This is a genomic window from Corynebacterium pseudokroppenstedtii (assembly GCF_019754945.1).
In the GTDB taxonomy this organism is placed as follows: domain Bacteria; phylum Actinomycetota; class Actinomycetes; order Mycobacteriales; family Mycobacteriaceae; genus Corynebacterium; species Corynebacterium pseudokroppenstedtii.
Map to the genome: position 1 here is coordinate 36175 of NZ_JAEUWU010000003.1, position 25534 is coordinate 61708.

Genomic DNA, 25534 nt, shown 5'->3' on the forward strand with positions numbered 1-25534 from the left:
CCAAGGTTGCCTAACAATGGCGCGCGGGACGTGTTTGTAGCTTTTCGCTTGTTCGTTTCTATGTGGAACGTAGTAATACTCGGGAATTGGTCCCCAGAAGCATAAGGTTCAGGTTCATTAAATTTATTTTCAATTGAGGGTAAGCCGGGTTAGTCTTCTCTCATGAAACAACCTATTCACCCCATCGAGCGGTTGAGGGGGAGCGTTCAATCGCCACGGCTGCCGGGGATCGATGTTGCCCGGGCGCTGGCGATTTTCGGGATGATCGCAGCTCATGTTGCGTCGGGACCGTCGTCGGTAAGCATTATGGACCCGTCGACGTATCCAGCTCTTGTCCACGGTCGACCAGCCGTGTTATTTGCTCTGCTAGCTGGTGTGTCTATCAGTTTGATGACGGGACGCGGTGAACGGCCAGCGTCGGTCAGCGATGTGCGGGGAACAAGGCTGAAACTCATCGGGCGGGCTCTAGCTATTTTCCTGATCGGCCTGCTGTTAGAGCAGCTCGGTACCGGAATTGCGGTCATTTTGACCTTTTACGGTGTTCTGTACTTCGTCGCTCTACCTTTTGTGTGGGCGAGAACTCGGACACTCGTCATTGTGGCCATCTGTCTGGGGCTTGTTGGACCATCTTTGTTGGCAGTTATTCAGTACCTGTTGCCTAAAGGGAACGTCAGCCCAACGATTGGACTGGTGCTGGGCGGAGTCTATCCGCTCCCTGTGTTCTGGGGCATTCTTCTGTTGGGGATGGCGCTAGGCCGGCTTCACCTGCAGAGCACCCGAGTGTTGGCCGGCCTTGTTGCTGTCGGGGTTTGTGCCAGTGCAGTGGGTTACAGTGTGGGAGCCATGTGGGGCAGCGACGAGGAACCGAAAAACGGGTGGATCAATCAAGATAATGGGAATGGCAGTTCCCAGCCCGATTGGTCGGCGGTGATCTCCAAGTTAAAGAAGCAAAAAGCCAAGCAGGCTGATGGCATGCAGACCGGAAGTCCCGCGTCGGAATCATCGGGGGAAGCGTCGTCAGACGAAGGAATTGAAAGCCGATGGGGTCAGTATCTAGACGGGCTGGGCAGTTCGAAGCAACTGAAAGATTCGATTAAGAAGTCTGTTGTGGATTCAGCACCACACAGCGGGGGCACTGCAGAATTCGTCGGGTCCGGCGGGTTCGCCCTTATCGTCGTGGCGTTGTGTCAGCTCACCGTGTCACGTGCGCGGCGTTGGTTCGTACCTATCGCCGTCACGGGCGCCATGCCGTTGACCATTTACACCGCGCACGTCATCGTCGTGTTTGTTCTGGGTGGCCCGGCAGGGACAGTGGTCTCTAATCCGCTGTACTGGTCACTTGTGATCGGTTCGGTGACCTTTGCAAATGGCTGGATGGCGTTCATCGGGCGCGGCCCCTTGGAGCGATTCCCCCGATGGCTCGGAAACAGGGCCGCGGGGCAGTAGCGCCGCAAAGTAAAATCGCGGCCCAGTAGCGCCACTAATTCTTCCGAGCAGAATTACCGATTGGTGCGATCAGGTACACCACCGGCAGCCCGACCACGAGGTTCATCACGGATTCGATAATGCCGTTGTAGAACGGCGTCGTTAATAAGAGTGGAAGAACGACTGCCGCGACCAGAACAACTCCGACGATCCAACTGTAAAACAGCGACGGCAGTGTCGTTCCGATATTGAGCACCCACCACAATAACGCGGCGAAAATGGCCACGAGGGCGGCGAAGATCGCGTAATACGTCCGGTCGATCGGCGGATACGTCCAGTTCACGTAGGTGGCGATGCGCTCCATGACGAGTTCAAGAATCCAGGCCACCACATAAGCGGTAATGGAGGCCACGATGGCAACTGCCACCACCGAGCCGATAAATTTCGGGATATCGAACTGGTCGCTGATCGAGGGGCCACTCTTCTGCGGACGCGACGGTTGAGGCGCCGGCGATTGCGCGGGCGCCTGCTGATAGCTCTGATACTGCTGGTCAGAGTTATAGCCGGCGTCGTTATATCCCCGATTGCTGGGCGCGCTATATCCGCCAGAGTTATATTCGCGGGTGTAGCCACCCGTCGAATACCCGTCATCGCGGTAATCCGAATTCCCGCCTGAATACTGGCTCCCTGAACCCGAATAACGGTCAGAATAGCTACTGGGGAAAATCTCGGTTTCGTCGTTCGCGTTGTTGTAACGGGGGTCACTGTCGCGGTTCGGCATTAGCAATCAGTCCTTGGCGCTCTATAGAAATCGTGCGTAGGTATTCTACCGGCTCCAGCGCAGACTCCTAGCTCGCGTCGTGCGACGCCTCCTTTTCCACGAGGGATTTGATCGTTTTCACCGTCGCCGGAATACCTTCCAGCGCGGCGTCACGTCGCTCATTGAGCTCCGCCTCCGCATCGTCGCCGTACTTGTTGATGAAGAACCGGAATCCTTCTTGAGTAACCTCCCAGGTCTCCGTCAAGGTGGACCCGCCATCGTCGGCGGGTTCAATTTCATAACCCCATTCGACGACGCCACCGTTGACGGCCCACGAGAAAACCTTGGGTCGTTCTGCCGCAGTCACGACGGACTCCGTTTCCCAGGTGCGTTTCGGCGTTTCATTATGGCCGACGAACCACGCCCCGACCTCGGGTTCCGTGGGGGTTGTGCCGTCGTCACGCTCTTTCCACCACGTAGCTTTGCACACCGGGGACCATTCACCCGTCCGCGAGATATCCGACACGACGTCATAGACCTCGTCGGGAGTGGCGTCGATGGTGACAGACACCCGCCGGCGAAAATCGTCGGGATTAAACAAGCTCGTATCGACGTCGGAGAATGTGTTGTCGTCAGAATTGTGTGGAGAAGTCATACAGGCCAGGGTAGGTGCTTTCGCGCGTGGCAGTAGCGGGGGAGGGGAGCCGACCTCCGTATGGGGGTGAGGCCGGACACGTTCCGGGTTGATAACACGAGCATCGGGGGGTCAAACGGAATAGCCTGAAAGGAAATGGTTACGCGGTTGGCTGAGACCGTGTGACTAATACACCGCGCACGGTGACAGGTGGCTGAACCCCGTGCGTGCACCACAAACACTGGAGGATGACACGACCATGACAGAGAAACCGAGCTTCACTGACGTCAATGGACGGGAAGTGTACGCCAAGATTGAGGAGGGCGAGAACGGCCCGCAACTGATTATCGGGACCTCTCAGCCAGATGGAACGGTGAAGCGTTCCCTCGTGCTGAACAAGTACGACGCCAAGCAAATGGCCGCGGTGTGCGAGGTGTACCTGCGGCAACAGTTCTCCGTCTCCTTCGCCACCGTGGACAGCATGCTCACCGCCGAAGACCGGATGAACATTTACCAAAACGAGATCGACGCGATCGAGGACCCCGAGACCAACCCCGACGACGACCTGCACAAAAGCTAGTCCTTCCTGAGCACACGAGCCGAGAGCTAGAGCCGCGGACTAAACATGGAGTAAACAGGGTATATGCGTTTACTCCGTGTCATTGGTATGGGAGCAGGAAGCCCCGGGCATATTAGCCACGATGCTGCCGCGGCGTTGGCGTCCTCGGATGCCGTTGTCGCCTTGGATAAAGGGGACACGAAGGCGGATCTCCTTGAGCTGCGCCGCCGTATATTGGCTGCTCACGCGCCAGATCTTCCGTTACTCACTGTCGACGATCCGTCGCGTGACCGCCACCCCGCAGGAGCCCCCGAGTATCACCGGGAGGTTCAGCGCTGGCACCAAGAACGCGCCCGCCTGCTGGCCGACACGATTACGTCCTCTCTGAGCGACGGCCAGACGGCGGCATTTCTCGTGTGGGGCGATCCCTCGTTGTATGACTCCACCTTGCGCATCATCGAGCGGATGCAGAACCTGGGGTTGGAGTGCCGCACCGAGGTGTACCCCGGCATTACCGCTGTTCAGGCGCTTACTGCAGCTCATCGTATCCTCATTAACCGGATTGGTGAGCCGATCATGGTCACCACAGGACGGCAATTACAGAAAGACCTGGATACCTCCGATACGACGTCCAGGATCAAGGCCGTGGCAAACACCGTAGTCATGCTCGACGGTAAAACTGCGTGGACCCACCCCGGCATCGACCGCGACCACACCTACATGTGGTGGGGTGCCTACGTCAGTACGGATAAGCAGGTACTACGCAAAGGGTGGGTTGGTGACATCGCCGACGAGGTTGCACGGACTAAAGCGGAATTACGTGCGGAACACGGGTGGATTATGGATACGTACCTGTTGCGGTACTTCGATCCCGACGGCGACGATCAGCCAGAAACGCTTATGACGTAGAGGCTGGGTTTAGCTTCGTTAAAAGCCTTAGGAAGAAAGCTCTTCAACTTTGCGACGCACGTCGCCCGCCGGCGGATTAGTCGCGGTGGTGTCGTCGGAATACTTCACAGTTGGAACAACGCGGTTGCCGTCATTGACGCTTTCCACCCACTGGCCAGCCTCTTCCGACTGGTCAATGTCGATAAGAGAATACGGCGTTTCGGTGCGATCCAAATTCTCGATGAGTTTCTTGCAGAACGGGCACCACGTTGCGTAGTAGATCGTGGCTGCGGTTTCGTTTCCGGATGGGTTATTTTTCTGAATAACTTCACTCATAACGCCCCACTATAGCGTCACAGTGGATTGATTGGCATGGTTTACTTGCTGAAATAGCAGAACCGATAGCGAAGTGGCTGCGTGTCGCGGCCATCGTTGCCATCACCGATGATCGTTCCATTGCGGGACGTTTTCCACTCACTGCGCGACGACGGCACCCACTCCGACGACAACCGGGCAGTAACGGGACTGTCGAAATAGTGCCCGACAGCCGCGTCGATTTCCGTGAGAACGGCAAGCCGGACCTCGGGGCGGGCGAGGGCCTCGCGGTAGACTTCGCCCCCACCGATGACCCATGCGTCCACATTTTCCGGTGCGACGCGCCGGGTGAATACCGGGTGGGGAATATCCTTAAACGCTGCTTCTAACGAATGGTGAAGGATGACGCCCTCGGGCGTGTCCTCGTCACTCCAGTGTCGGGAAAGAACGATATTGGTACGCCCAGGCAGTGGCGTGAAACGCGAGGGAATACTTGACCAGGTTGCGCTGCCCATGATCACGGGCACACCCCACGTCAACTGCTTGAAGTGTGCCATGTCCTCGGGGACGTGCCACGGCATTCGTGTGCCGTCGCCAATGACCCCGTCCCTATCGGAGGCCCAGATAACCCCGATGAGCGGTTGTTCCGGCTCTACTGTTCGACGCGGGGACGGGGAAGCGTCGCCACTAGTGGGCGAGTGAACGCCTGTGGAGGATGAAGTAGACATTGAGCTCACCGCCTGTGGAGTGGAATTGGCTACACCGCGACCGGTGCTTTGATGGCTGGGTGCGGGTAATAGTTCAGGATATCGACATCATCCCAGGTGTACGAGAATAAATCTGCAGCCTTGGTTAACGAGAGCGTCGGATAGGGGCGCGGATCCCGAGATAATTGAAGGTCAATCTGGTCGCGGTGGTTGTCATAAATGTGGCAATCGCCGCCGGTCCAAATGAACTCTCCGACGTCAAGACCTGCCTGTTGGGCCATCATATGGGTCAAGAGCGAATACGACGCGATGTTGAAAGGTACGCCCAAGAACATGTCGGCGCTGCGTTGATAGAGCTGGCAGGAGAGTTTCCCGTCGGCGACATAGAACTGGAAAAGAAGATGGCACGGAGGCAGCGCCATCGATGGAACATCCGCAACATTCCAGGCAGATACGATAATCCGGCGCGACGTCGGGTTGTTCTTAATCATGTCCAGGGCTTGCGAAATCTGGTCGATGGTGTTCCCGTCGGGTGTCGGCCATGACCGCCACTGCACCCCATAAATCGGCCCGAGATTTCCGTCCTCATCGGCCCACTCATCCCAGATGTGGACATTCTTTTCGAGTAATGAGTGGATATTGGATTCACCCCGGAGGAACCAAAACAGCTCCTCCGAAAGCCCCCGCATGAAGATCTTCTTGGTCGTGAGAAGAGGGAAGTACTCGGAGAGATCGAACCGCATCTGTTTCCCGAAGAGGCTCGTTGTTCCCGTGCCGGTGCGGTCATCCCGGTGGTTGCCGTCTTTCAGAATCTCACGGAGAAGATCTTCATATGGCGTCGGAATAGCAGTACTCTCGCTCGCGGACATGCCAGTCATGGTAGCGCTTTTTTAATTTCATTGGCCGGGTGCCCACAAACCCCTGGTCACCGAGGCTGCGACTAATTACCGACGTGGGGCTTAGTAGTGTCCATGCTCTTTCTTGAACTCGGCGGCAGCCTCCAAAATGGTGTCCTTCAACTCCGGGCGGCAAATAACAACATCGGGGAGGTAAACATCCTCGTTGTTGTACCGCAGCGGCGAACCATCAAGACGCGAGCAGTGCAGGCCAGCGTCGGTGCACACGCCGATCGGGGCTGCAGAGTCCCACTCGTACTGGCCACCAGCATGGACATAGGCGTCATAGTCGCCGAGCAACACGTGCATGGCTTTCGCACCAGCAGAGCCCATGCGAACAACTTCACTATCGAGCTTGTCGGCAATGACCTGCGCGACCTCAGGCTGACGGTTGTGCGACACAACGATCTTGTTAGCCCGCGGGCCCATCACAGCCTTGGCCGAACCAGTGTGGAAGACCTGGCCAGCGTCGGGAAGTCCCACCGCGGCATGCGTCGGAATGCCATTTTCTACGAGTGCAACATGGATTGCCCAGTCCTGGCGCCCGCCGGCAAACTCCTTGGTGCCGTCGAGGGGGTCGACGATCCACACGCGGTTTTTCTTCAGCCGCTCTAAGTTATCCGCGGCTTCCTCTGACAAAAAACCATCATCGGGGCGGTGACGGGAGAGTACGCGCTCAATCCACGTCTGGGCTAAGTCATCACCCGCCGCGCCGAGGCCAGGTCCTTCAAGCAAACCGACGGAACGGACGCCCTTCAGGATCTCACTAGTTCCCGTCGCAAGGCGCAGGGCAAGGGTGGCATCGTCAACGTAAGCACTCACGTAGACGACTTTAGCCGTTGTCAGTCGTTTGTCTCCACCACGGGGGCGGGATCAGTCCCCACGTCAGGACTTGCTGGACTGATCGCGCTGGACTGACGACGTGGGCACGTCGTCTAGGAAGGGCGTCTCGTCGTCACGTGTCGTCTTGGTAATTACCCCCGTTAATGATGAAAAAAGAACAGATTACAGCGGCCGACGGGGGTAGTAGAGGCAGCGATGGGAACTTGATTCGTCTTCGCAAGGAACTATCAGACCATAACCCTCGACTAATTAATACGTGACCCTGACAACGCAAAGCGATTTTCATCCCGAACAACAGAGTGAAAACCACGACGACGTGAACGACGGCCAGCGAAGCCGCCGTCGCGGAGCACGCTTCCCGCATCGCGGTGGCAGCGTGCGGGCCATGATCCACCGGATCCACTTCTACGCCGGCGTTTTTGTGGGCCCCTTCATCCTCATTGCAGCCGTGACCGGCCTGTTGTACGCAGCCGCACCGAGCATTGAGTCCACCATCGACCACGACAAAATGTACGTCCCGGCCTCGGATGTTCATAGTCATCAGCGGGTAGACGTCAAAGATCAAATACGCACGGCAGCGGAGCGCCACCCAGACCTCACGTTCAGCGGGGTGCAGATCCGCAACGACGACCGCGCCACCACCCGCGTCCTTTTCAATGACCCCTCATTGCCCTCGAAGAGTTACCGCCGAGTGGTCATGGTCAATCCCTATACCGGGGAAGTCGTCGGTGACACCGTCCAGTTCGGCAGTTCCTCCTCACTCCGATTCCGTGAATGGACTGACCGCGCACACCGCAACCTTTTTCTCGGGGAACCAGGGCGTATCTACGCTGAAACCGCTGCCGCTTGGTTGGGTGTGCTGACTGTTTCCGGGCTCGTCATGTGGTGGCGGAAAGTCTATGACAAGAACAAGAAAAAGCGCGCCACGGGATCAGAGTCTCACTCATCGTCGAAACCGCTAACCGGGCGTCCGAAGAGTATGCGTCGGCACGCGATCATCGGAACATGGGCGTGCTTAGGAATGCTGTTCCTCACTGCCACCGGCTTGACCTGGTCAAAGTACGCAGGCGCACAAATCGCAGACTGGCGAGTCCAGCTCAACTGGGCCAAACCCACCCCCGACACCACCGTCTCGCAGAGCGTCGGTTCCCCTGATGCGTCCATGGATCACAGTCACCACGGCGGACACGGAGGCCACAGCGGCCACGGCGGCATGAGCTCTGACTCACCCGCGCTGACGCCTCACGATTCGGTTCTCGAAGCACAAAACCACGTCGACACGGTCATGTCCTCAGCCAAGCACGCCGGCATTAAAGCCAGCTTTGAGGCGACGGCTCCTGCCGCGCCGGGCGAAGCCTGGACCGTCACTGACCTGCGAGTACCGTGGTACTTCAGCCATGATTCCGTCTCTGTCGACGGGGAAACAGGGCGAGTTGTCGATACCGTGTGGTTTAAAGACTGGCCCTTCGCTGCGAAACTGGCTGAGTGGGGGATTCAGCTCCACATGGGCATTCTCTTCGGCATTGTGAGCCAGATCGCGCTCGGAGCCCTAGCCATCATGATCTGCATCATCGTCGTCCGCGGCTACATGATGTGGTGGCAGCGACGCCCGACGCGGAACCGGAACGGTTTCCGGTCCAACTTCGGACGGGCACCCCGCCGAGGTGCATGGAGAAGGTCCTCGATCATCGGGTTCGCGGTAGCGGCGATTCTGCTCATCGGGTACGGCCTGTTAGCCCCGCTCTTCGCGATCAGCGCTCTCGCTTTCCTTGCTCTGGATATCGTGATCGGGTTCGTGATTCGGTGGAAAGGCCGACGCGGCCACGATGGATCGTCGAAAGACACCTCTTTCGCAGAAGCCAACGCCTAGGCTAACCTAAATTCATGGTTGAGAATCCTCGAGAGGTATCCAGTAGCTCCCCAGATAGCCAACGCGGTGACGAAACGCTGCAGAACCAGCGGGAATCGTCGGTTAACGTGCATCAGCAGCACACCTCACGGGAGAAGCTGTTCTCACACCATTATTCGTTACGACGGGATCACCGCTCGTTATCACGAGCGTCCCGAGCCCACGAGCGGCGGCTCTCGCGACGTTCATTCCTCGTCGCCGGAATGGGAGCCGGCGTGGCCTTAGGCTTGGCGGCATGTTCATCGTCCAGCAGCGACGGTGAAAACGCCGAGGCAGAGTCGTCCCAGAAATCGTCGGATAAAAGTGCCGGCAAGCACGATACGTCGAGAATTATTGCTCTGAACACTGGGCAGATCGACGGGCTCTTGGCGTTGGGCATAACCCCAGTGGGGATGGGAGTCGCTAATGCTCAGGCGTCGTCGTCGGAGAGCATCCCCCAATACATCAAGGACAAATTCGGGGAAAAATACGATCTTGACTCCATCACGATCGTCGGGCAGCGGACGCAGCCTGACATGGAGAAAGTAGCCACGCTTCACCCCACTCTTATTTTGGCGAACGACAGGACGAGCGATGATGTCCTTGACCAGCTGAAATCGATTGCTCCCGTGGTGACGGGCAAGGGTGGGGCGGAGAACTGGAAGGATGATTTCCGGACCATTGCGGATGCCGTGGGTAAGCGTGATGACGCGCAGCGGCTCATTGATGACCATGAAGATGCCGTCGCTGAATGGAAGAAGGACCGCGGGACGTCGCCCTCCGTATCGCTGATTAGGAACAAGGGCACCGACTACCTGATGCTTGGGCCTTTATCGCTGGCTGGCCAGGTATTGAAAGGTGGGGGATGTTCCCGGCCGACGTCCCAGCGTTTTGAGGATAAGGTGTCGCACCCTATTTCGTCGGAGAACCTTGACCAGCTTGATGCGGATTATCTGTTCTATGGGTTCAATACCAAAGGTGAAAAGCTCACGAAAGACGCTTTGTGGGGGAATTTGGACGTCGTGAAAAAGGGCCACGCTGTCGGGGTGGATCCCGACCCGTGGTTCCTCAATGCATCGGTGGTTGCAGCTAATTACATTTTGGATGAGCTCAAAAAGACGGTGAAGTAAAACCGCCGTGGAGTAAAAACTACGGCGGTTTATTTCTGTGCAGAATTCAGCACCTTGGGTTTCCGGGGCACCACCAGCGGTGCGTCAGTACATTCCGGATCCTCAATGACTCTCGCGTCGAGCCCAAATGATGATTCCAAAAGCTCCTCGGTAAGAACCTCGGATGGCTTACCGGCTGCTGTCACCTGCCCGTCGGCCATCACGATCACGTAGTCGGAATAGCGCGCGGCCAAGTTCAAATCATGCAGCACCATCACCACGGTCCGACCCAAGCGGTGCTTCAGCTCGGTGACCAGATTCAGCACTTCAATCGAGTGGGAGAGGTCAAGGTAGGTTGTCGGCTCGTCCAGGAACAACACCTCGGTGTCCTGAGCCAACACCATAGAGATCCACACTCGTTGTCGCTGCCCGCCTGATAGCGACGACACCGGCCGGTCCGCCAAATCGGCGACGTGGGTGAGTTCAAGTGCCCGCGCTACTTCTTCTTCATCATCCGACGACCATTGCCGGAACCAGGATTGGTGGGGGTGCCGTCCTCGGGCGACCAGGTCGCTGACCACGACGCCTGGGGGAGCGATGGGTGACTGGGGTAGCACACCAATCCGCTGTGCTAACTCTTTTCGACGCAGCGACCGGACGTCGACGTCGTCAAGCATGATTGACCCCGAGGAGGAAATCAGCTGAGCTGCAGCCCTCAACAGAGTGGATTTACCACAACCATTGGGTCCAATAATGGTGGTGACGGCTCCACCCGGAATGGACGCATCCAAGTTGGGAATAACGTTGCGATCCCCGTACGAGACCCTCAGACCAGACAAGGTCAGCGAGCCTGCCGGGGCAGCATCGACGAAGTATGGGACACCCTCGTGTCGCGGCGTCGAGTTTTCTGCGGGCTGCGCGGGTGTGGAGCCTGACGCACTGGATGATGAATTCATGGTGTGGCTCATACCGTGGCCTTTCGTGACGTGCGGACAAGGAGGTAGATAAGGAATACGCCACCGATCGCTGAGGTGAGCAAACCGACGGGAAGCTCCGTGGGAAGAATCGTTTGGGTAGCAATATCGGCCAGGAGCAAAAGCACCGAGCCCGTGAGGACTGAGGTAAACAACGGTGGGGCAGAAGTGCCGGCTAAACGCATCGCCACTTGGGGCGCGACGAAGGCGATGAAATCAATTGGACCACCGGCGGACACCGCAAAGGCAGCTAACACCACCGACACGACGAGGATCGCTGCATCAACCAGCCGTCGGGGCTGGCCCAAGGAGGAAGCCAGGTCGGGACCTAATTGTGATGCGCGAAGCTCAAAAGAAATCCAGACGCAGATAATGATGCAAACTCCAAGGACGACCATCACCGGCCGCAAACGGTTCCAGGTCACCGAAGAAAGGGAGCCCGTCAGCCAGAATTTGGCAGCTGCCGCGTCGCTTGTTTCGGCACGAATCATGAGGAAGTGGATATACGAATTGAGCAGCGCAGTGACCACAATGCCCAACAGAACCAACCGATAAATATCCATCTGACGGCCACGGAATCCGATGAGCCACATGAGAACAGTCGTGCCTAGGGCACCCATTAATGCAGCGGCCGGGATGCCTGCTCCGGCAAGCCACCCGGCGAAGCCACTACCCGAACCCAGCACAATGACCGTCACGGCAGCTGCAGAGGCACCGGATGTCACGCCCAAAATATCAGGGCTGGCCAGGGCGTTGCGGGTCACTGACTGCGTGAGCGCACCAGAGAGTGCCAGGGCTGCACCAACAATTACGGCGGATAGTGCGCGGGGCATTCGCCACTCGAACACAACCAGTTGTTCAATGCGTGAGCCGCCACCCGTAAAAACGACGGACAAGACGTCCATGGGGGCGATGGGGAAATCGCCGATACCAATCGCCACAGCGAAGAGGAATACCCCAGCTATGACGAGCGCGAGGCACACCAGTAATGGGCGAGGGGACAGCACGCCGGACACGGGACCCCACCGAAACGCCCTCCGGTGGTGCGGTAAACGAACCTTGCTCTGCTGCGGTGTCGTCATACTTCCACCACCTTGTTACGGCTGATGAGATAAATGAAGAACGGTGCACCGACGAACGCGAGGACGATGCCGACCTCCACTTCGCCCGGACGTGCGATGAGGCGACCCACAATATCGGCCACCAGCACAAGAACAGCCCCCGTCAGCGCCGAATAGGGCAATATCCAGCGATAATCCGGACCCGTGATGGAACGGACAACATGGGGCACCACCAATCCGACGAAGCCGATGGGTCCCGCCGCAGCCGTCGCTGCTCCGGCCAGCAACGCGATAAGTACGACGCCGACGATTCGGGACCGCCCGACATGAACTCCCAACGAGGTCGCAGCGTCGTCACCCAAGTTAAGAAGATTGAGAGTAGGGCCGGTGGCGAAGGCCGCAATGAGCGCCACGATGATCACCGGGGCGGACACCATCACGACGTTCATATCGCGGCCGGCAATCGCACCCACCGTCCAAAAACGCATGCGATTCAGGTTGTCGTTGTTGGTTAACACCAAACCGCTGGTTAATGACGACAAGACGGCGGCCAGCGCGGCCCCGCCGAGAACCAAGTTCAAGGGGCTCGCCGTCGCCTTGCCCACAGAGGCCAAGCCGAACACCAAGGCTGTGGCAGTGATTGCTCCACCGAACGCCCAGAGCGTCGTCGCGACATTTCCGGTTACTCCGAAGAATGCGAAACTCGTGACCACCGCGAAGGCCGCTCCGGCCGAAACCCCCAAAATGCCGGGATCTGCAAGCGGATTGCGTGTATGTCCCTGAATCAATGCCCCGGCGCATCCAAGTGCCATCCCAACAATGACCCCAAGAAGGGCGCGGGGAATGCGGAGGTCAATGATCACCCGCGTATCGGTATCACTATTTGAGGCATCGGATGATGACGAGAAATGGCTGAGGACATCCCATACCTTGGGTAAGGGAATACTGCGTGACCCCAGTGCCATCGCAGCGCATAAACACACTGCAAGCAGCACGAGTAAAACAACCAGGCCGGTAATCCGACGCACATAGAGGCGTCGGCCTGCCTTGCTGCTACCAGGTGGCTGGGGTGAGCCATCGGCGGACGTCGGCGTCGGCGAGGCCGCCGGTGAATGAGTAACAGTCATAAGTTAGGGCGCAAATCAGTCAAGTGTGAACATCAGTGGTCAGTCGCGAGATGTCTATGCGATATCTCTATGCACAGTATCAGGCCATAGCCTAACCTGAGTGCCCACATAGCTTAGCCCTAGCTTATGATATGGCGGAATCTACTTTCGATTTTCCCGGTACCAGGAGATCAGAGAGTCTGTGCTGGCATCCCCGGTATCGACGCCCTTCTCTCCGGTGACTGCGGGGAGAAGCTCGCCGGCCTGCTTCTTGCCCAACTCGACGCCCCACTGGTCGAAGGAGTTGATAGACCAGATCGTGCCTTCGGTGAAGACGATGTGCTCGTACAAAGCGATCAGCTGGCCAAGCACAGACGGTGTGAGAGCAGGAGCCAAGATCGTCGTCGTGGGGCGGTTGCCCGGCATGACCTTGTGAGGAACGATGCTGGGATCCACGCCTTCCGCGGCAATTTCGTCGGCAGTCTTTCCGAAAGCCAGAACCTTCGTTTGCGCGAAGAAGTTCGACATGAGCAGATCATGCATACTGCCCGTGCCGTCCGCCGTGGGGAGATCGTCGTTGGGTGTAGCGAACCCAATGAAGTCAGCTGGTACCAGCTGAGTGCCCTGGTGGAGCAATTGGAAGAAGGCGTGCTGGCCATTCGTTCCGGGCTCGCCCCAGTAGATCTCGCCCGTTGGTGCGGTGACCGGGGTGCCGTCGATACGGACGGACTTGCCGTTCGACTCCATCGTCAGCTGCTGGAGGTAGGCAGGGAAACGTGCCAAGTCCTGGGAGTATGGCAGTACCGCGTGGGATTGCGCGCCCAAGAAATCGTCGTACCAGACACCGAGGAGACCCATCAGAACGGGGACGTTCTTCTCCAGCGGGGTGTTCCGGAAGTGCTCGTCCACGGCGTGGAAGCCCTCCAAGAAGCTCATGAAGTTCTGGGGCCCGATCACGGCCATGAGCGAGAGCCCGATGGCGGAGTCTACCGAGTAGCGGCCACCAACCCAGTCCCAGAATCCGAACATGTTGTTGGTATCGATGCCGAATTCGGAAACCTTTTCAGCGTTCGTCGAAACCGCAACGAAGTGCTTGGCGATGGCATCATTTGCTTCATCGGTCCCGTCCTCCAGGTGGAGGCTCTCGAGGAACCAGCGACGCGCCGCATGCGCATTGGCCAGCGTTTCCTGCGTCGTAAAGGTTTTCGACGCGACGACGAAGAGCGTCTCTGCGGGATCAAGGTCAGCGACCTTTGAGGTGAAGTCAGCCGGATCAACGTTGGAGACGAAGCGTCCCGAGATTCCCGCGGTGGCGAAGCTGCGGAGAGCCTGCGTTGCCATAGCCGGGCCGAGGTCAGACCCGCCGATGCCGATATTCACCACAGTTTTAATCGTGTGGCCGGTGACGCCCAGCCATTCGCCGGAACGCAAGGCATGCGCAAAATCACGCATCCGCGCCAGGACGTCGTGTACGTCGGCCGCTACGTTCTGCTCATCCACGTGCAAGGACTCTTCGGCAGGAAGGCGTAGCGCGGTGTGCAGCACTGCTCGGTCTTCCGTCGAGTTGATATGCCGCCCGCTGAACATAGCGTCGCGATGGTCCTCAAGGTCCGCCTTCTTCGCGAGAGCGATCAATGCCTTGAGGGTGTCGTCGTTAATAAGGTTTTTGGACAAGTCAACGTGCAGGTCAGCTACGGAAAAGCTGAGTTTCTTCGCGCGATCCTGGTCATTGGCGAACAAATCGCGCAACGTCGTTGACTCGATTGATTTCGCGTTGTCCTTCAGTGCGGACCATTCGTCGGTCGCGGTGATATCTGGCAATGGTGAATTCATTAAAAATCCTTCTTATCGACGATAACTGTGGCGCATTGAGGTCGTGTGCGCCCCCTGAGCCATGCTAGTCGCGAATCGGCAATTCCACGGGCAAGCGGTTGACATGCTGCGGGCTGGATAATCGGCCATGATAGGTGGCCATGATAATCAGCCTCGATGCCGGGATTTAGCCCAGCCGTCCCCGCCCCATGCGAAGAAGTGCTGACGCGATGGCAGGGCCTTCTGTCCCCAACTCCTCTCGGAACTCGTTGATGATCGCGACTTCGCGCGTGTGTACGAGGCGAGTTCCGCCCGACCCCATTCGCGATTGTCCGATGAGATGCGAGATCTCCGTGCGGCGTTTGATAGCAGAAATAATCGTGTTATCCAGCTGATTTATTTCTTTTCTTAGTTCCTGGATACGTTCGTTCGATAACGGATCACTAGTTCCGCTAGTGACCTCGCTGGACGTAGACAGAGAATCGCGAGGCTCAGTCATGGGTCTTATTGTGTCATACCTGGGTTGTAGGTTGGAGTGCGAGCGCGTGAAGCTGGTTGTCCCGTACTTCACGAGCACGACTCGCTTTGAAACTCGCCGTGAGCTAGACAGATTTTATTAGGAAGAGATACGCACTATGAACGATAGCCTTTCCACTCGCTTGCCGGATGGTGGGCCATTGACTCCACAGCAGCTATTGGAAGGACTTAATCCGCAGCAGCGGCAGGCGGTCGAGCATGAGGGTTCTCCGTTGCTCGTCGTCGCGGGGGCTGGTTCGGGAAAGACAGCGGTTCTTACCCGTCGGATTGCTTACCTTATTGGTGTTCGTCGGGTAGCGCCGTGGAATATCGTGGCTATCACCTTTACTAATAAAGCGGCGACGGAAATGAAGGAACGCGTTGCTGATCTTATTGGTCCGATTGCGGAACGTATGTGGGTGTCGACCTTCCATTCCATGTGCGTCCGTATTCTTCGTGCGCAAGCCAATCTTATTCCTGGTTTGAATACTAACTTCACTATTTATGACAGTGATGATTCGCGACGGCTGCTCACGATGATCGCCCGCGATATGAATTTGGACCTGAAGCGTTTTGCGGCGCGGACAGTGTCGTCGGCGATTTCCAATCTCAAGAATGAATTACGCACTCCCGAAGAAGCACTCGCCGACGCCGAAGACGATAAGAATCCGTTTAATGAGACCGTGGCGCAGATCTTCGCCGAGTATCAGAAGCGTCTGCGTGCATCAAACGCGGTTGATTTCGATGATTTAATCGGCGAAGTTGTTCGTATTTTCCGAGAGTATCCGGAAGTGGCACTTTATTACCGACGACGGTTCCGCCATGTGTTGGTGGATGAGTACCAGGATACGAACCACGCTCAGTATGTGTTGGTCTCGACGCTAGTGGGGGACGAGCGCTCCGATGGGGATGCGATTCCGCCGAGCGAGTTATGTGTCGTAGGCGATGCTGACCAGTCAATTTATGCCTTCCGTGGGGCTACGATCCGCAACATTGAAGAGTTTGAACGCGATTATCCCCACGCAGAAACGATTTTGCTCGAACAGAATTACCGCTCCACCCAAACGATTCTTTCTGCTGCTAACGCTGTGATTTCCCAAAACTCTGGGCGTCGCGAAAAGACCCTATGGACGGCACTGGGGGAGGGCGAAAGAATTGTCGGATATGTGGCCGACAATGAGCACGATGAAGCCCGATTTGTGGCACGTGAGATTGATCAGTTAGTTGATAACTCCACCATTAACTATGGTGATATCGCTGTTTTCTACCGCACAAATAACGCCTCGCGAGCATTGGAAGATATTTTTATTCGCAATGGTCTTCCGTATAAGGTGGTCGGTGGAACGCGATTCTATGAGCGCAAAGAAATTCGAGACATCATTGCTTATCTGAAGGTTCTGGATAATCCGGACGATTCGGTCAGCTTGCGACGGATAATAAACACTCCGCGTCGAGGAATTGGTAATCGAGCTTTGTCTTTGCTCTCTCTGTACGCGGAAGATCACGGCGTCAGTATGGGTGCTGCATTGCGGGCAGCTGCCGACGGGGACATTCCGGCGTTAGGGTCGCGCGGGAACAAGGCAGTGGGCCGTTTTGTCGAGATGATGGACGGATTGCGCGACGATACCGCCGATAACCAGCTGGTATCCCATGACGGTGACGATCTGGGTATCCCGGATTTGGGCGCGATTGTGAATGACGTCATTGAACGTAGCGGTTATCTGGAAAGCCTGGAGGGCTCGAATGATCCGCAGGACGGTGCCCGCTTGGATAACCTCCGGGAGCTCGTCTCTGTTGCGCGTGAGTTCGCGTCCGAAGCCGCGCATCAGTTGGCTTATGAACGCATGCCTAGCGCTACCGCATCGGAGAGTGCCCCAGTAGCTCACGCGGTGGATGGTTCCAGCGTCGGCAGTGATGGCGTCGGTAGCAGCGGAGGAATAGATCCTGCTGCAGGTGACGAAGGTTTTCTAGAGGAGGGCGAACCTCAGCCAGGGAGTTTGCAAGCGTTCTTGGAGCGTGTTTCCTTAGTCTCTGATGCGGATCAGATTCCTGATGAAGATAACGGCGTTATCACCCTCATGACGCTCCACACGGCGAAGGGTCTTGAATTCCCGGTCGTATTCCTCACTGGTTGGGAGGACGGGCAGTTCCCGCACATGAGAGCACTGGGTGATCCGTCAGAGTTATCAGAAGAACGGCGATTGGCCTATGTGGGTATTACGCGTGCGCAGCGTCGGTTGTATATTTCTCGAGCTGTGACCAGGGGATCTTGGGGTCAGCCGGTGAATAACCCCGCATCGAGGTTTATTGCGGAGATTCCTGAGGAACTGATCCACTGGGAACGTGAGGAACCTCAGCAAAGCTGGGATAGCGGCGACTGGTCCTTGGGATGGCCAGATAAATCGGCTTCCGGGTATCGGCGGGGCAACTCTCGGTATCGCTCTCAATATGGCGGCGCCGGGTCGTCGGGTCATGGTGCTAGTGGCCGCCGGGGTGCGGGGCGTGGAGTGAGCTCGTCTTCGGATCGTCGTTCGGGCACGCCTGCGTCGGCGCTTCATCTCGAGGTCGGCGACCAAGTCAATCACGATAAATACGGGTTGGGGACTGTGGAATCAGTCTCGGGCTTGGGGAAGCACACCAGCGTGGTGATCAATTTCGGGAAGGAAGGCACTGTCCGGCTCATGCTGATCGGCAACGTTCCCATGGAGAAGCTTTAAGAGCGTCTGTGTGGCGCTCTTACAGGGAGGGGGATTTTGCACCGGCCGGCCGGGGGAGGCCCGAATACATCGGCTCCGCGACGAAAAAATCGCTGATCCGCAAGGGGACCAGCGATGAGTGAAGGAAGCTAGCGTTAGCGCTGAATCGGGCCGAGGTTAATTCCGTGCGCGGCCAACCATGGCAGCGGATCGATAGCCTCGCCACCATTGGGGTGGACCTCGAAGTGGCAGTGTGATCCGGTGGAGAACCCGCGCGAACCCATCCCGGCGATAACGTCGCCAGCCTTGACGCGCTGTCCGACGGTGACGTTGATTGTTTCCATGTGGCCGTACACGAACACGGTGCCGTCGTCGGCACGAAGACGAACCCACTGTCCGAACCCAGAAGCAGGGCCTGCAGAGATAACGGTGGAATCCATGACGGCGTACTCGGGGGTGCCCAGCACATTGGCGATGTCAATGCCCTTGTGGAAGGCTCCCCACCGCATCTCGAAACCGGTGGTCAGAATGCCCTGAGCAGGCTTAACAATCCCGAGAGCATTCATGATGGCGTTGCTAACGGGACCCGCTGAAGCAGGTTGTGCAGCGGGCTCAGGTGTTCGCGCAGCAGCATCGGCAGCAAGGCGTTGCTTATTGAATTCAACGGTCTTCGCGATCTGGTCGTGCAGATTCGCAACCGGCTTAGCTTGAGGAAGCTGAAGAATCTGAGGCGAGGACTCTGAAGCAGTTGCCTCAGAAGGTGTAGCGTCGGCGTCCTTGGCGACCAACCGGACACCATCGCTATGGCCAATGGTGGCGGCTCCTGCGCCGACAGCTCCCGCGGTGCCCAACGCACCGGCTGCAACGGCGACCGAGGCTACCCGGCTGGCCTTAGGAGTTGTCTGGCGGCGATGCGTCCCGACATAATGGCTGCCTCGATTCGTCCGCACGTGTACACCTCTCAAGCAAAAATGGTGGCCAGCCGCACCACGCACTCGGCTGGCTCCTGTGTGTTTCACATCGACCCTACTGCTTAACTGTTTTAACAGGTAAGCGTAATCGTTTTGTAATCTCCGAACGAAATAGTAACGAACGGCTAGCGTCGCGGCAAGCTGTTTTCCATCTTTTTCTCACCGAGGTGTGAGCGCCGGAACACGGATTCGTACCACGGGCGAATTATGTGATGTGTCACAGATTTGGTACGGGTGGGAACATTAATCACAGGCGACTACAGTTGTCTCAGCTGGCCTGGACTTTTTGGGTTTATAGCCCCGAAAGCCGGAGTGCCTCATGTGCCCCACGCGCGGAAGGTGTCAGGATAGACAAGTGAGAAATACCACCCCATCGAATTCTCGACGTCCGGGGGATGGGCGGTCACGGAAGAATGGCCGCCGATCCCGCGGCACAGATGCGCAGCGCTTGACGTGGGACTCCCCATCGTCCTCACGGCAGCATCGCCCCGACCGCTCATCGCGTCAGTCGGAGACGGGTGCGGAGCGATCGTCACATCAATCCAGTCGCCCTTCGTTTGACGACGTTGCGCATCGTGATTCCTCCAGGCCGCGGTCAACCGCTGGCGATTCGCGCGCAAACCAGGCGCCTCGCGCGTCCGAACAGTATGTTCGCGAGCAACGTCCACAAGCTCGTGCAACGCGTGGCTCACGTCGAACAGATGAGGATCGAGCATCGCGGGGGCGTGGCGCGGGGAATCTCGACAACGCAGCAGCCGCCGGAAAGAAAAATGCGGGTGCGCGAGGTACTCGGGGTGCTCGGACCACAAGTGCCGGCCCGGACGATGGCCGTCGGGGGTCGGGAAGTGACCGCGGTGCCGCCGGGGCATCTCCCCGCGGACGGCGTTTCGGACTCAACCGCTGGACTCAATGGTGGCAGAGGAGCGGTAGCGCGGCTCGCAGCGCCGCGGGTGGCTCGTTTACTACACGGTTGAGGAAATTCCTGCCGGGAATTGCCGCCACCCATGTCTCCGTGATCGGCGTCATCATCGCAGTTGCGCTCATTATCTTATTGGCGTTGGACCTTTCCTTCGTCGCAGCTCCGGCCACCATTGCATCCCTGTGGTTGACGTTCAATCTCGCGCCGCTCTCGATGTCCGGCGCCGATCTTGGCCTTCTACCGCTGCTTCCCGCGCTGGGCTACGCATTGTGGATAGCGCTCCGAATCCGGTCTGTCGTCCGAGAGCGAATCAGCGTCAGCGACGTGCGCATGCTCGTCGGCTGTTCGTTGGCCGTTCCTATCTTGCTGACGCTAACCGCGCTGGCCATGCTGTGGGACGCGCAGCCGGTCCTTCCAGTGAACGTGCCGTCGGTCTGGATGTCGGTCTTGTCGACGTTCGCTCTCAACGCACTGGCGATCATTTTTGGGATGGGCAAGCGTTTGTGGCGGGCGTTGCTGCGTTTTTACGGCGTGCCGCAGTGGCCTGTCGACGCGTTCCGCCTGGGCATGGCTTTCCTTGCGGCGATGGGCGGTATCGGCGCGCTTGTTGTGATTGTTAGCCTTATTGCCCACTGGTCGGCCTTTACGGACGCGTATTCCATCGCGCCGGGCGTCGGCGGCAAAATTGGCCTGACCCTGCTGTGGATTGCTTATTTCCCGAACATGGCTCTAGCGTCGGCGAGTGTTCTTGCGGGTGCCGAGGCTAATTTCGGTGCGGCGCAGGTCAGCTTGTTCACGGCGACGCGCGCGGAGCTGCCTCCGGTGCCGGTACTTGCCGCGATGCCTGGCGATGTTTTCCCTGGCGCATGGCTCGGACTTTTCATTCCGGCTGCGGTCGCCATTCTTGTTTATCGACGATTCCTGAGCCAGCGACGTGTTGTCGTTTCCCCGTATGGGACTGTTGGGGTGGCTGCCCTGTCGGCGGGGATCGTTGCAATGGTTGCCGCGTGGCTGAACAGCGGCGTCGTCGGCGCGTACGGGTGGTCTGGGCCAACTCCCTGGCTAACTGGCGCGGTCGCTGCTGGCTGGATGTTTGCCGTGGGGGTGATCACGATGGCGGTGATCGGCATACGCCGAGGCAGGAGTACGTCGCCTCGTGAGGTGAACGGTTCGGAGCGTGGTGGCTCGCGTGAAGCTGAGCAGGACGATTCTGTTGCTTCCCGTGCCGACGAGAAACCCACCACGCAGCGGGTGGAATCCGCCGATGGTGAATCAGCTGGCGAGGAGTCGGACGCGGATGATGAGTCGAACGTCGGCGACAAGTCGGATGCAGAGAATGAGTCGGCTGTTAGCGAGTCCGACGATGACGACGGTGATAATGAAAGCGGCATCGAGGATTCCGGTGAGGAAGATACCGCCGACGGAAAAGCCAACGGGGAGTCCAACCACGATGATGCTCCTGAGCCAGAAGCGGACGACGCTAAAAAGACTGGTGACACAACCGCGTTAGCTTCCAAAGCTGTCCAACCCGAAACAGATTCTGCCGAATCCAAGCACACCGAGTCAGCCGACAACCACACCACGGAATCGAACAACGGCTCAGAGCCATCTTCCGGTAACACGTCTCAAGGCAGCACCTCGCACGATGCCTCACCCCAAGGTGGTGTGACCGATGATCAGCGTTGATCCCGTCTTTCCCGGTCGCCCTCTTCGGCTTGTCGTAATGGCCTCGGGGGAGGGAACATTGTTTCAGGCGCTTCTCGATGCGCGCCGAGAAACGCCCTCGTTGAGCATCCAGGCCTTGGTCACGGATAAACCGTGCCTAGCAATCGATCGTGCTCGCCACGAAGACATCCCGGTTGCCACCGTTACGCCCCCTCGCAAGAACACCCCAACAACACCTGAAGGCCACCCTGACACCGACCACCAGGACCCCTACGCAGAACGTCGTCGGCAATGGAACAGTGAATTAGCGCAGGCAGTTCAGCACTACGACCCCGACATCGTCGTGAGCGCGGGCTTCATGCGCATCGTCGGCGATGAGTTTTTAGCCAGGTTCCGGGGCCGCATGATTAACACCCATCCCGCGCTGCTCCCCGCTTTCCCCGGAGCGCACGCCGTGGCCGATGCCGTCGCCTATGGGGCGAAAATTACCGGTAGCACTATTCACCTGGTCGATTCCGGTGTGGACACAGGGCCTATCCTGGATCAGGAGGCTGTTCCCATTCACGATGGTGACACGCCCGATACTGTCCACCGCCGCATCAAAACTGTTGAACGACGGTTGCTCGTCTCAACATTGGATGCGATCGCGCGGCGCGGTTACATTTCAGACGGACGAAAGGCATCTTTCCTTCCATGACCGACTCCCAATCCGCAACTGCTTCTCCCGCTCCAACCTCCACATCCGATTCCCAGATCCCCGTAAAACGCGCACTGATCAGCGTCTATGACAAAACTGGGCTCACAGATTTAGCTAGCGCCCTCCACGCTGATGGCGTTGAAATCGTGTCGACGGGGTCCACCGCTGCTCATATCGCCGATGCGGGAATACCCGTGACGCTCGTCGAAAAGCTCACCGGTTTCCCTGAGTGCCTCGACGGGCGAGTCAAAACTCTGCACCCCAAAGTTCATGCGGGGATTTTGGCTGACACACGAAACCCGGACCATGTTAAGCAGCTCGACGACATGGGGATTGAGGGTTTTCAGCTTGTTGTGGTGAATTTGTACCCCTTCTCCGAAACGGTCGCGTCGGGTGCGGATCGTGACGAATGTGTGGAAAAGATCGATATCGGCGGGCCGTCGATGGTTCGTGCCGCTGCGAAGAACCACGAGTCTGTCGCGGTTGTTGTGAACCCAGATGACTACGCTGCGGCCGCCAAGGCTGTTCACGATGGCGGTTTTAGTTTTGCGCAGCGTGTGGATCTTGCGTCCCGCGCTTTTCAGCACACTGCGGCCTATGACGTTGCGGTGGCGACGTGGATGTCGAAGCAATCCGCGTTAACCCAGGCGTCGTCGAACGAAGATGCCGGTTCAGGTAATGCCGGTTCGGACACGACCACGTTCGGCGAGTTCGTGGGTAGCACTTACACGCTGTCGCACCCTCTCCGTTATGGCGAAAACCCGCATCAAGCTGCGGCATTGTATGTGGATGAGCATGGTCATCCGGGGTTGGCTCAGGCCGAGCAGCTCCACGGCAAAGAGATGTCGTATAACAACTACACCGATGGCGACGCTGCCTGGCGTGCCGTGTGGGACCATCCGGGTGAGACCTGTGTCGCCGTCATTAAGCATGCCAATCCGTGCGGCATCGCGATTTCCCGCGAGTCGGTTGCCGACGCTCACCGCAAAGCCCACGCCTGCGACCCCGTGTCGGCATACGGCGGAATCATTGCTGCGAACAAGCCGGTGACGTTAGAGATGGCTCAAACGGTGAAGAAGATCTTTACCGAGGCCATCATTGCGCCATCATTTGACGACGATGCCCTCGAGCTTTTAAAGACGAAGAAGAATCTTCGCATCCTGGTTGCGCCGAAGCCGGAGCGTCAAGGATTGCAGCTCAAGGAAGTGTCCGGTGGCGTGCTTGTTCAGGAGCGGGATGTTCTGGATGCTCCCGGTGATGATCCGTCATCGTGGGAGCTGGTCGCTGGTGACCCAGCCGATGACGAGACGTTCGACGATCTTGCCTTCGCGTGGCGCTCTGTACGCGCTGTTAAGTCCAACGCTATTTTGCTGGCTAAAGATGGTGCGACAGTGGGCGTTGGTATGGGGCAGGTCAACCGTGTCGATTCTGCTCGGCTGTCAGTTCAACGGGCCGGTGAAGGTCGCGCCCGTGGCGCTGTGGCTGCATCAGATGCTTTCTTCCCATTTGCCGACGGCTTTGAGGTGCTTGCCGACGCTGGTGTCCGCGCAGTTGTTCAGCCAGGTGGGTCCATCCGTGACGAGGAAGTTATTGAGGCTGCCCGCACAGCGGGAGTCACCATGTACCTGACTAAGGAGCGTCACTTCTTCCACTAGTTGCTTCGTCTGGCTGGTTCATGGGAGTTGGTCGTGTGGTGGGGAGGCCGTCGGCTCCCACCCATGCCGACCTACACTAATGAGCTGAGAGAAATCTTCTTTTCTCGGTGTCTTTGCACACTCCGGTCTCATTTATCGCTACTGTAAATGTGATCGGTATTGCATAGCCATCCGGGAGGAAAAATGTCTGATTCTCACGCCGCATGTCAACCCCGTCCAGACGATGTCGTCATTGTGGGTGCGAAGCGAACTCCACAGGGGAAATTACTGGGGTCATTAGCGTCGAAAACGTCGGTAGATCTCGGAGCTGCGGCGGTGGCGTCGGCACTGGATGATTCCGGCGTCGTGAGCGAGGACGTGGATTATGTCGTGATGGGCCAGGTTATTCTGGCAGGTGCAGGACAGAATCCAGCCCGTCAGGTAGCCGTAAAGTCTGGTATCCCGCTGAATGTTCCGGCCGAGATCGTGAACAAGGTGTGTCTATCGGGTTTGGATGCGATTATTCATGCCACACGAATGATCCGTGTGGGCGATGCATCGGTCGTCGTCGCCGGAGGTATGGAGTCTATGACCAACGCCCCCCATATTGCTGCGGGGGTGCGGCAGGGGAAGAGCTATGGTGATTTACGGCTGGTTGACGCGATTAACCGTGATGGCCTTCACGACGCGGTGAGCGGGAGGACGATGGGGGAGGAGACTGACCGGGGGAATCAGGATCGTGGGATTACTCGTGAAGAGCAGGACCACATTGCTGCCCTGTCCCACCAGCGTGCTGAGAAAGCGCGGGACGCGGGCCTGTTTGATAATGAGATTGTTCCAATAGAGGTCCCGCAGCGTAAGGGTGATTCCGTGGTCGTTCGGGCCGATGAGGGCATTAGGCCTGGTACGACGGCGGAAGGATTATCGCGGCTTCGTCCTGCTTTTCTTGAGGGTGGCACGATTACGGCGGCGAGTTCATCGCAAATTTCTGATGGGGCTGCCGCCGTCGTGTTAACCACTCGTGAGGAGGCTGAGAAGAGGGGACTCCGTGTTCTGGCTGTTATTGGGCAGTATGGTCAAACGGCGGGGCCGGATACGACGCAGTTGCATTCTCAGCCGTCGCGGGCGTTGAAAGCTGCGCTTGATCGTTCGGGGTGGTCAATCGACGACCTCGACGTCATTGAGATTAATGAAGCATTTGCTGCAGTGGTTGTCCAGTCTATTAAGGATCTTGGGGTGGGCATGGAACGCGTCAATGTCAATGGTGGTGGTATTGCTCTGGGACATCCGGTGGGTGCGTCGGGAGCGCGTTTGGTTGTCCATATGGCCCATGAGCTAGATCGGCGAGGTGGTGGGCGCGCTGGTGTGAGCTTGTGTGGTGGCGGTGGTCAAGGTGATGCCTTGACACTGTGGGCCTAAGCACCGTGGGCGTGAAGCGTGTGAACGTAGAGCACACGGG

General features: G+C 57.9%; 22 protein-coding genes. 10 read left to right on the plus strand and 12 right to left on the minus strand.

Features of this window, described 5'->3' with window-relative positions; all coding sequences use genetic code 11:
* The first annotated feature begins 162 nt into the window (after positions 1–162).
* Entirely contained in the window at positions 163–1446 is a 1284-nt protein-coding gene (locus JMN36_RS05370; RefSeq protein WP_221923990.1) for a heparan-alpha-glucosaminide N-acetyltransferase domain-containing protein, read from the plus strand.
* A 34-nt stretch (positions 1447–1480) separates the two neighbouring features.
* Here the strand turns inward: JMN36_RS05370 and JMN36_RS05375 are convergent, their stop codons facing one another.
* Both JMN36_RS05375 and JMN36_RS05380 read right to left on the minus strand, forming a co-directional pair.
* Positions 1481–2206, minus strand: coding sequence for a hypothetical protein (locus JMN36_RS05375; RefSeq protein ID WP_204088133.1), 726 nt, complete (start codon positions 2204–2206; stop codon positions 1481–1483).
* A gap of 67 nt (positions 2207–2273) precedes the next feature.
* On the minus strand, positions 2274–2840 hold the full coding sequence (locus tag JMN36_RS05380) for an SRPBCC family protein (protein ID WP_204088134.1): 567 nt from the start codon (positions 2838–2840) through the stop codon (positions 2274–2276).
* Positions 2841–3078: 238 nt separating this feature from the next.
* Between JMN36_RS05380 and JMN36_RS05385 the strand changes: the two genes are divergently transcribed.
* Positions 3079–3399, plus strand: a complete 321-nt coding sequence (locus JMN36_RS05385) for a cg0963 family protein (RefSeq protein WP_148209622.1) — start codon at positions 3079–3081, stop codon at positions 3397–3399.
* Between the two features lie 63 nt (positions 3400–3462).
* Positions 3463–4287, plus strand: a complete 825-nt coding sequence (gene cobF, locus JMN36_RS05390) for a precorrin-6A synthase (deacetylating) (protein ID WP_204088135.1) — start codon at positions 3463–3465, stop codon at positions 4285–4287.
* A 27-nt stretch (positions 4288–4314) separates the two neighbouring features.
* Here the strand turns inward: cobF and JMN36_RS05395 are convergent, their stop codons facing one another.
* The 4 genes from JMN36_RS05395 to JMN36_RS05410 all read right to left on the minus strand — a co-directional run bounded on the left by JMN36_RS05395 (position 4315) and on the right by JMN36_RS05410 (position 7006).
* Positions 4315–4602: a mycoredoxin gene (locus JMN36_RS05395; protein WP_012731124.1), complete on the minus strand. Its 288-nt coding sequence runs from the start codon at positions 4600–4602 to the stop codon at positions 4315–4317.
* A gap of 41 nt (positions 4603–4643) precedes the next feature.
* On the minus strand, positions 4644–5309 hold the full coding sequence (locus JMN36_RS05400) for a dihydrofolate reductase (RefSeq protein ID WP_204088136.1): 666 nt from the start codon (positions 5307–5309) through the stop codon (positions 4644–4646).
* 29 nt (positions 5310–5338) lie between these two features.
* Complete coding sequence (locus JMN36_RS05405; RefSeq protein ID WP_204088137.1) at positions 5339–6157, minus strand: thymidylate synthase; 819 nt, start codon at positions 6155–6157, stop codon at positions 5339–5341.
* Between the two features lie 90 nt (positions 6158–6247).
* Positions 6248–7006, minus strand: a complete 759-nt coding sequence (locus JMN36_RS05410; RefSeq protein WP_204088138.1) for a 3'(2'),5'-bisphosphate nucleotidase CysQ — start codon at positions 7004–7006, stop codon at positions 6248–6250.
* Positions 7007–7283: 277 nt separating this feature from the next.
* Here JMN36_RS05410 and JMN36_RS05415 point away from each other — a divergent pair, with 277 nt between their 5' ends.
* Complete coding sequence (locus JMN36_RS05415) at positions 7284–8897, plus strand: PepSY-associated TM helix domain-containing protein (protein WP_204088139.1); 1614 nt, start codon at positions 7284–7286, stop codon at positions 8895–8897.
* A 14-nt stretch (positions 8898–8911) separates the two neighbouring features.
* Positions 8912–10045 (plus strand): ABC transporter substrate-binding protein, encoded by a 1134-nt coding sequence (locus tag JMN36_RS05420; protein ID WP_236881609.1) that lies wholly within the window; start codon positions 8912–8914, stop codon positions 10043–10045.
* 29 nt (positions 10046–10074) lie between these two features.
* On the opposite strand, the gene JMN36_RS05425 is transcribed toward JMN36_RS05420, so the two are convergent.
* From JMN36_RS05425 to JMN36_RS05445, 5 genes are all read right to left on the minus strand, one after another.
* Positions 10075–10980 carry an ABC transporter ATP-binding protein gene (locus tag JMN36_RS05425; RefSeq protein WP_236881610.1) on the minus strand — a complete coding sequence of 302 codons (906 nt, stop codon included), beginning with the start codon at positions 10978–10980 and terminating at the stop codon, positions 10075–10077.
* 8 nt (positions 10981–10988) lie between these two features.
* Positions 10989–12080 carry a FecCD family ABC transporter permease gene (locus JMN36_RS05430; protein WP_221923991.1) on the minus strand — a complete coding sequence of 364 codons (1092 nt, stop codon included), beginning with the start codon at positions 12078–12080 and terminating at the stop codon, positions 10989–10991.
* The gene (locus JMN36_RS05435) at positions 12077–13186 is read right to left on the minus strand and encodes a FecCD family ABC transporter permease (RefSeq protein ID WP_236881611.1); all 1110 of its coding nucleotides are present in this window, start codon (positions 13184–13186) and stop codon (positions 12077–12079) included. The genes JMN36_RS05430 and JMN36_RS05435 overlap by 4 nt, the downstream gene beginning before the upstream one ends.
* Positions 13187–13327: 141 nt before the next feature.
* Positions 13328–14998, minus strand: coding sequence for a glucose-6-phosphate isomerase (pgi, locus tag JMN36_RS05440; RefSeq protein ID WP_204088142.1), 1671 nt, complete (start codon positions 14996–14998; stop codon positions 13328–13330).
* Positions 14999–15164: 166 nt separating this feature from the next.
* Positions 15165–15476, minus strand: a complete 312-nt coding sequence (locus JMN36_RS05445; RefSeq protein ID WP_012731134.1) for a chorismate mutase — start codon at positions 15474–15476, stop codon at positions 15165–15167.
* 136 nt (positions 15477–15612) lie between these two features.
* On the opposite strand from JMN36_RS05445, the gene JMN36_RS05450 reads away from it, so the two are divergent.
* Entirely contained in the window at positions 15613–18210 is a 2598-nt protein-coding gene (locus JMN36_RS05450) for a UvrD-helicase domain-containing protein (RefSeq protein WP_204088143.1), read from the plus strand.
* A 134-nt stretch (positions 18211–18344) separates the two neighbouring features.
* Here the strand turns inward: JMN36_RS05450 and JMN36_RS05455 are convergent, their stop codons facing one another.
* Entirely contained in the window at positions 18345–19139 is a 795-nt protein-coding gene (locus tag JMN36_RS05455) for a M23 family metallopeptidase (RefSeq protein ID WP_221923992.1), read from the minus strand.
* 376 nt (positions 19140–19515) lie between these two features.
* Between JMN36_RS05455 and JMN36_RS10890 the strand changes: the two genes are divergently transcribed.
* The 4 genes from JMN36_RS10890 (at position 19516) to JMN36_RS05475 (ending at position 25494) form a co-directional block, all read left to right on the plus strand.
* Positions 19516–21765 carry a cell division protein PerM gene (locus JMN36_RS10890; RefSeq protein ID WP_221923993.1) on the plus strand — a complete coding sequence of 750 codons (2250 nt, stop codon included), beginning with the start codon at positions 19516–19518 and terminating at the stop codon, positions 21763–21765.
* Positions 21752–22441, plus strand: coding sequence for a phosphoribosylglycinamide formyltransferase (purN, locus tag JMN36_RS05465; protein ID WP_204088146.1), 690 nt, complete (start codon positions 21752–21754; stop codon positions 22439–22441). The genes JMN36_RS10890 and purN overlap by 14 nt, the downstream gene beginning before the upstream one ends.
* Positions 22438–24096: a bifunctional phosphoribosylaminoimidazolecarboxamide formyltransferase/IMP cyclohydrolase gene (gene purH, locus JMN36_RS05470; protein WP_204088147.1), complete on the plus strand. Its 1659-nt coding sequence runs from the start codon at positions 22438–22440 to the stop codon at positions 24094–24096. The genes purN and purH overlap by 4 nt, the downstream gene beginning before the upstream one ends.
* A 183-nt stretch (positions 24097–24279) precedes the next feature.
* Positions 24280–25494, plus strand: a complete 1215-nt coding sequence (locus JMN36_RS05475) for an acetyl-CoA C-acetyltransferase (RefSeq protein ID WP_204088148.1) — start codon at positions 24280–24282, stop codon at positions 25492–25494.
* Positions 25495–25534 lie beyond the last annotated feature (40 nt).

What these genes read in the sequence shown, in the direction of transcription:
- JMN36_RS05395 (WP_012731124.1), bottom strand. Translation starts at nt 4,602, where the DNA reads ATGAGTGAAGTTATTCAGAAAAATAACCCATCCGGAAACGAAACCGCA.
- JMN36_RS05420 (WP_236881609.1), top strand. Translation starts at nt 8,912, where the DNA reads ATGGTTGAGAATCCTCGAGAGGTATCCAGTAGCTCCCCAGATAGCCAA.
- JMN36_RS05385 (WP_148209622.1), top strand. Translation starts at nt 3,079, where the DNA reads ATGACAGAGAAACCGAGCTTCACTGACGTCAATGGACGGGAAGTGTAC.
- JMN36_RS05380 (WP_204088134.1), bottom strand. Translation starts at nt 2,840, where the DNA reads ATGACTTCTCCACACAATTCTGACGACAACACATTCTCCGACGTCGAT.
- JMN36_RS05430 (WP_221923991.1), bottom strand. Translation starts at nt 12,080, where the DNA reads ATGACGACACCGCAGCAGAGCAAGGTTCGTTTACCGCACCACCGGAGG.
- JMN36_RS05450 (WP_204088143.1), top strand. Translation starts at nt 15,613, where the DNA reads ATGAACGATAGCCTTTCCACTCGCTTGCCGGATGGTGGGCCATTGACT.
- JMN36_RS05370 (WP_221923990.1), top strand. Translation starts at nt 163, where the DNA reads ATGAAACAACCTATTCACCCCATCGAGCGGTTGAGGGGGAGCGTTCAA.
- cobF (WP_204088135.1), top strand. Translation starts at nt 3,463, where the DNA reads ATGCGTTTACTCCGTGTCATTGGTATGGGAGCAGGAAGCCCCGGGCAT.
- JMN36_RS05425 (WP_236881610.1), bottom strand. Translation starts at nt 10,980, where the DNA reads ATGAATTCATCATCCAGTGCGTCAGGCTCCACACCCGCGCAGCCCGCA.
- JMN36_RS05405 (WP_204088137.1), bottom strand. Translation starts at nt 6,157, where the DNA reads ATGTCCGCGAGCGAGAGTACTGCTATTCCGACGCCATATGAAGATCTT.
- JMN36_RS05435 (WP_236881611.1), bottom strand. Translation starts at nt 13,186, where the DNA reads ATGACTGTTACTCATTCACCGGCGGCCTCGCCGACGCCGACGTCCGCC.
- JMN36_RS05400 (WP_204088136.1), bottom strand. Translation starts at nt 5,309, where the DNA reads ATGTCTACTTCATCCTCCACAGGCGTTCACTCGCCCACTAGTGGCGAC.
- purH (WP_204088147.1), top strand. Translation starts at nt 22,438, where the DNA reads ATGACCGACTCCCAATCCGCAACTGCTTCTCCCGCTCCAACCTCCACA.
- JMN36_RS05445 (WP_012731134.1), bottom strand. Translation starts at nt 15,476, where the DNA reads ATGACTGAGCCTCGCGATTCTCTGTCTACGTCCAGCGAGGTCACTAGC.
- JMN36_RS05475 (WP_204088148.1), top strand. Translation starts at nt 24,280, where the DNA reads ATGTCTGATTCTCACGCCGCATGTCAACCCCGTCCAGACGATGTCGTC.
- JMN36_RS05375 (WP_204088133.1), bottom strand. Translation starts at nt 2,206, where the DNA reads ATGCCGAACCGCGACAGTGACCCCCGTTACAACAACGCGAACGACGAA.
- pgi (WP_204088142.1), bottom strand. Translation starts at nt 14,998, where the DNA reads ATGAATTCACCATTGCCAGATATCACCGCGACCGACGAATGGTCCGCA.
- purN (WP_204088146.1), top strand. Translation starts at nt 21,752, where the DNA reads ATGATCAGCGTTGATCCCGTCTTTCCCGGTCGCCCTCTTCGGCTTGTC.